Genomic DNA, 3,967 nt, shown 5'->3' with positions numbered 1-3,967 from the left:
ACTAATTATGAAATGGAACCGAAAAATAAAAAATAAAGGTAACTTAGTTAATGCAGTTTAGATGTTTGACAGCTTAGAGACTGACTATAATTTTCTTTATTTGTATAGAATAGTGGATTTAGGTGCGATCGCACTTGAATAAGTGATGAGCTTGTTGAATTGCTTTTGAAGCATTTTCTCCCTCTAATTTCTTAGAGCTATAGAATATTCAGCTTAAATCGTAGTACAAATAGTTACAATTGTCATTAAAGCTAAAGAAAGTATTAAACCCGACCTTACGGTTAGGCTTCCGTAAAAGGAGGGTGCATTATTTCTCTTCCTGCACGTAAAAGTGCGGTTTGTGATCACAAAAACATTGCTTGCTACCGATTGAGAACAGCCATAACCGACCTCAACCAGCAAAGGCAGTCCTTGCACAAAAAGGCAGCAGTTTGACCGATAAAGTCAGGCGTTTGCAGGATATTTACAGGTAAATGCAGGTAAAGTGCAGTTCCTGCAAATACCTGCAAATCCCTGACTTTATACTGCAAATCCCTGACTTTATACTGCAAATCCCTGACTTTAGCTGACGCAACAATTAGCTAATTTTTTAGCGTTTTTAACAACAAGTGGATTGACTTAATAGTCAAGTTGTGGCATCGGAATTGAATTAAAAATCAAGTTGAGCAAGTGTGAGAAAAGTGGCAGGTAGCTAAAATTTTAGAAGCGATTTTGTAGCGTAGTACCCACTATGCCAGCAATAAAGTTGAGGCTGGACTATCTGGTTTTTGCGTTCCGTTGAGGCTGTTTGCGAGTGTAAGGCTTACATGGTAGTGCGTACTTGAGAGAGTATCCGGGCGACTGTTTCCAGCATGAGTATCTGCGGGTTCATAGAGCGACGATCCTCTTTTCAAGTTCGCTAGCGGCTAAACGTTGCTCCCGCACCCGACCAACTCGAATAGCGTCAATCAAGCTGAGCAAGGCATAAAGTTTTGGATCGTTACTGGCAGCTTGGGGGACTGAGCGGTACAGAGGCGCGATCGCCTGTCCTCTCACGACACCTTGAGGGTCAGGCCAAACGTAAACCTCAGATGGTGAGGCAACCAGCTTGCTTTTCAATGGCGAGCGCAGAATGTGCAGTTGGCAGTCCCCGTGAGAGGGGGCCTGGTTGGGCGTAGAATACATAGCGCAACCCGTGAACCAAGAATTCCAACACCGCTTGCTTCAAAATTTTCCGCTCGGAGCCATAATACAGACCGGCAGCTTCAGAACGCTCAAGGGCAGCATGAACCTCTGATGCGCTCATGCCCAAACTTTGAGCGAGAGAACTGTACGTCCAGTTCGTTGAATCCCAACTGTGGACTTTGAGTATTGCAAGGATATCTTGGGGTTTTAGCATAGCGGATGAGCGAGCGCATTGTTTCCTTTATTCTATATTCGCGAATAGCGAATAACCAAGGTGTGGCGACTTTAATTTACTGCGAGGCGCTCGTTGAAGGGCAATCGCCATGTAGCCAATACAGCGCTCGCCCCGGTTGCTTGAAGCCGTTGTAGGTAGGAGCGATCACACTATAAGTTTCAGAAAACTTAGTCGCAACTTTCCTTTACCGAGATAAATATATCGCCCAACATTGCTATTGCTACGACTCATTCCTGCTTTTTGTGCAAGCTTCCTATCTGCATAAGTTTGAGTTCTCATGCGGTTTTTGTTGCTAACAAGCCCCCAAATTCAGCTAATAATTAAATTGAGGCGAGCACAAGTTTACTCGCACATTCTCATAAAAAACAGCAAAAAACGCAGGAAAAGGCATGAAAACTCAGCCCCAAAAAGTTAATTTTGAGGTTTTTTCCTGTCCCGGTACGCTTAATATCAATTTAATAATTTAACAGCAAACTCTGCACTCCCCAATTTAAGTGATTGTAGCAGAGGCAAGCTACTAACTGTAGCATTTATAGCAAGCTGTACTTTCAATAATGAGCAAGCCGAACTAATCGAAAAAGCTGTTAAGGTTGCCTAAAAAATAGCGGCCTCGTTATTAGCCATTCAGCTATTGCATATTAATGTATCGGAACAATGGCGGTAGCGTTTTTCTCTTTTTGAGTTGCAGTTCAGTTTGTTTAGCTTTATTGAAGGCAGTGCTACCGCACGGTTGTACTTGATTTCAGAGAGAGTGCGTGAGCCGGAGCCCCTCTAAGCACCCAGGCCCTAGCGATATGAGTTTTCACGCGGCATTACATAACGTTGAACCAGCATGATTGGTTAACTTGAGAACTCAGGGAAGCGATGGCCACCCATGCTACCCAGGTGTGACGGGGCAATTGATGCCAGTGTTGCCAGAAAAGTCGCTACAACAGTATGAGCAATCGGCACAGTTGGATATCGGGTAAAATTAAGCCCTTTGTCACACTTGGTTAACATCCATCAGTGGCATTGATTGGGACAGTGGGATATCGGGTAAAATTAAGCCCCTTGACACCCCAGCCCTAGTTTTTAGGTAGTTGTGGCGATAGCTGCACGGCGATCGATTCAAAGCCAAACCTTTGTGGTGATTTGAATTATTTTGACTTTAAAAACTACAACTCGCGACTCGACTCCGCTGCCCTTACTCGAATATCCGAATCTGCCGGATTGTCGCTACCACTGGCTCACCATTGACCCTATCAAGTCGATGCTCGCTGTGATTATCGTTCGTCCGACAGCTAGCAAGAGCGCGATCGCCTTGCACTTAGGATTACCGCATTCATGAGGGTGCATTGTTTTTGTTTCTGCGCGTAAAAGTCAGGTTTGTGATCACAAAAACATTGCTTGCTACCGATAGAGAACAGCGAAAATCAGCCTCAACAGGCAAAGGCACGAACAGCACAAAAAAGCAGTAATTTGACCGAAAAAGTCAGGCATTTGCAGGATATTTTCAGGTAAATGCAGGTAGAGTGCAGTCCCTGCAAATACCTGCAAATACCTGATTTTGTACTGCAAACGCCTGACTTTATACTGCAAATCCCTGATTTTAGGGCGCACAACAATTAGTGATTTTTTAGCGTTTTTAACAAAAACTGAATTGAATTAATAGTCAAGTTGCTGCATCTAAATTGAATTAATAGTCAAGTTGCTGCATCTAAATTGATTTAATAGTCAAGTTGCTGCATCTGAATTGAATTAAGAATCAAGTTGCTGCATCTAAATTGAATTAATAGTCAAGTTGCTGCATCTGAATTGAATTAATAGTCAAGTTGCTGCATCTGGATTGAATTACAGCAAGCGTATCTTTTCGCTTGGTCACTCAACTCAAAACCTGGACGCACCTTTGCTTTCAATCTGCTTGTCACCCCGCCAACACCCCCCCTGGTGGATTCCCCCTGATTATTGATTCGGTACTGAGACTCAGAATCACGCCTTCAACGAATTCTTTGACTTGCTCGCTGGCAGCAGCCGCTTCTCGCGTTTAGAAGGTGTAATTTCAGGAAGTTGATAGGCGGCCACCAGTCGCTGCCACGGGCGGCCAATTCCTCCCGCAACTCCCGTTTGCAAGCGAAGCAGCCGGCTGATGTCGATTCACGCGAGGGAATCGTTCGTCCGATAGCTAGCAAGAGCGCGATTGCCATGACACCTAGGATTCCCCATTCATAAGGGTGCATTGTTTTTATTTAAAATTAGTAAATAAGGTTTTGTACGGACAAAACCATTGCTTGCTACCGAGACAGAACAGCCATAACCTGCCTCAACAGGCAAATGTACGCTCGACACAAAAAAGCAGTAATTTGACCGAAAAAGTCAGGCATTTGCAGGATATTTTCAGGTAAATACAGGTAAAATGCAGCCCCTGCAAATACCTGCAAATACCTGATTTTGTACTGCTTTCCGCCTGATTTTATACTGCAAATGCCTGACTTGAGGGCACACAAAAAATCAGCTAAGCTGTTGCACATTTAAACTGTGATACAATCATTACCCTTATTTTTGATTTTGCGACCCCATTTAATTATTAAT

General features: G+C 43.7%; 4 protein-coding genes. 1 reads left to right on the top strand and 3 read right to left on the bottom strand.

The window, feature by feature from the left end; genetic code table 11:
* Positions 1 to 362 precede the first annotated feature (362 nt).
* The 3 genes from QT990_RS35420 to QT990_RS35410 all read right to left on the bottom strand — a co-directional run bounded on the left by QT990_RS35420 (position 363) and on the right by QT990_RS35410 (position 1,378).
* Positions 363 to 551: a hypothetical protein gene (locus QT990_RS35420; protein ID WP_333466386.1), complete on the bottom strand. Its 189-nt coding sequence runs from the start codon at positions 549 to 551 to the stop codon at positions 363 to 365.
* Positions 552 to 867: 316 nt separating this feature from the next.
* Complete coding sequence (locus tag QT990_RS35415; protein WP_333466385.1) at positions 868 to 1,098, bottom strand: hypothetical protein; 231 nt, start codon at positions 1,096 to 1,098, stop codon at positions 868 to 870.
* A complete protein-coding gene (locus QT990_RS35410) occupies positions 1,067 to 1,378 on the bottom strand; it encodes a hypothetical protein (RefSeq protein WP_333466384.1) in 312 nt (103 codons plus the stop codon). The genes QT990_RS35415 and QT990_RS35410 overlap by 32 nt, the downstream gene beginning before the upstream one ends.
* Before the next feature lie 1,162 nt (positions 1,379 to 2,540).
* Here QT990_RS35410 and QT990_RS35405 point away from each other — a divergent pair.
* Entirely contained in the window at positions 2,541 to 2,726 is a 186-nt protein-coding gene (locus QT990_RS35405) for a hypothetical protein (RefSeq protein WP_333147938.1), read from the top strand.
* The last annotated feature ends 1,241 nt before the right edge of the window (positions 2,727 to 3,967 follow it).

The sequence above is a fragment of the Microcoleus sp. T3_B1 genome (assembly GCF_036700445.1).
In the GTDB taxonomy this organism is placed as follows: Bacteria; Cyanobacteriota; Cyanobacteriia; order Cyanobacteriales; family Microcoleaceae; genus Microcoleus.
Note: the sequence above shows the minus strand (reverse complement) of the source record. Positions and strands in the feature narration are given on the sequence as shown.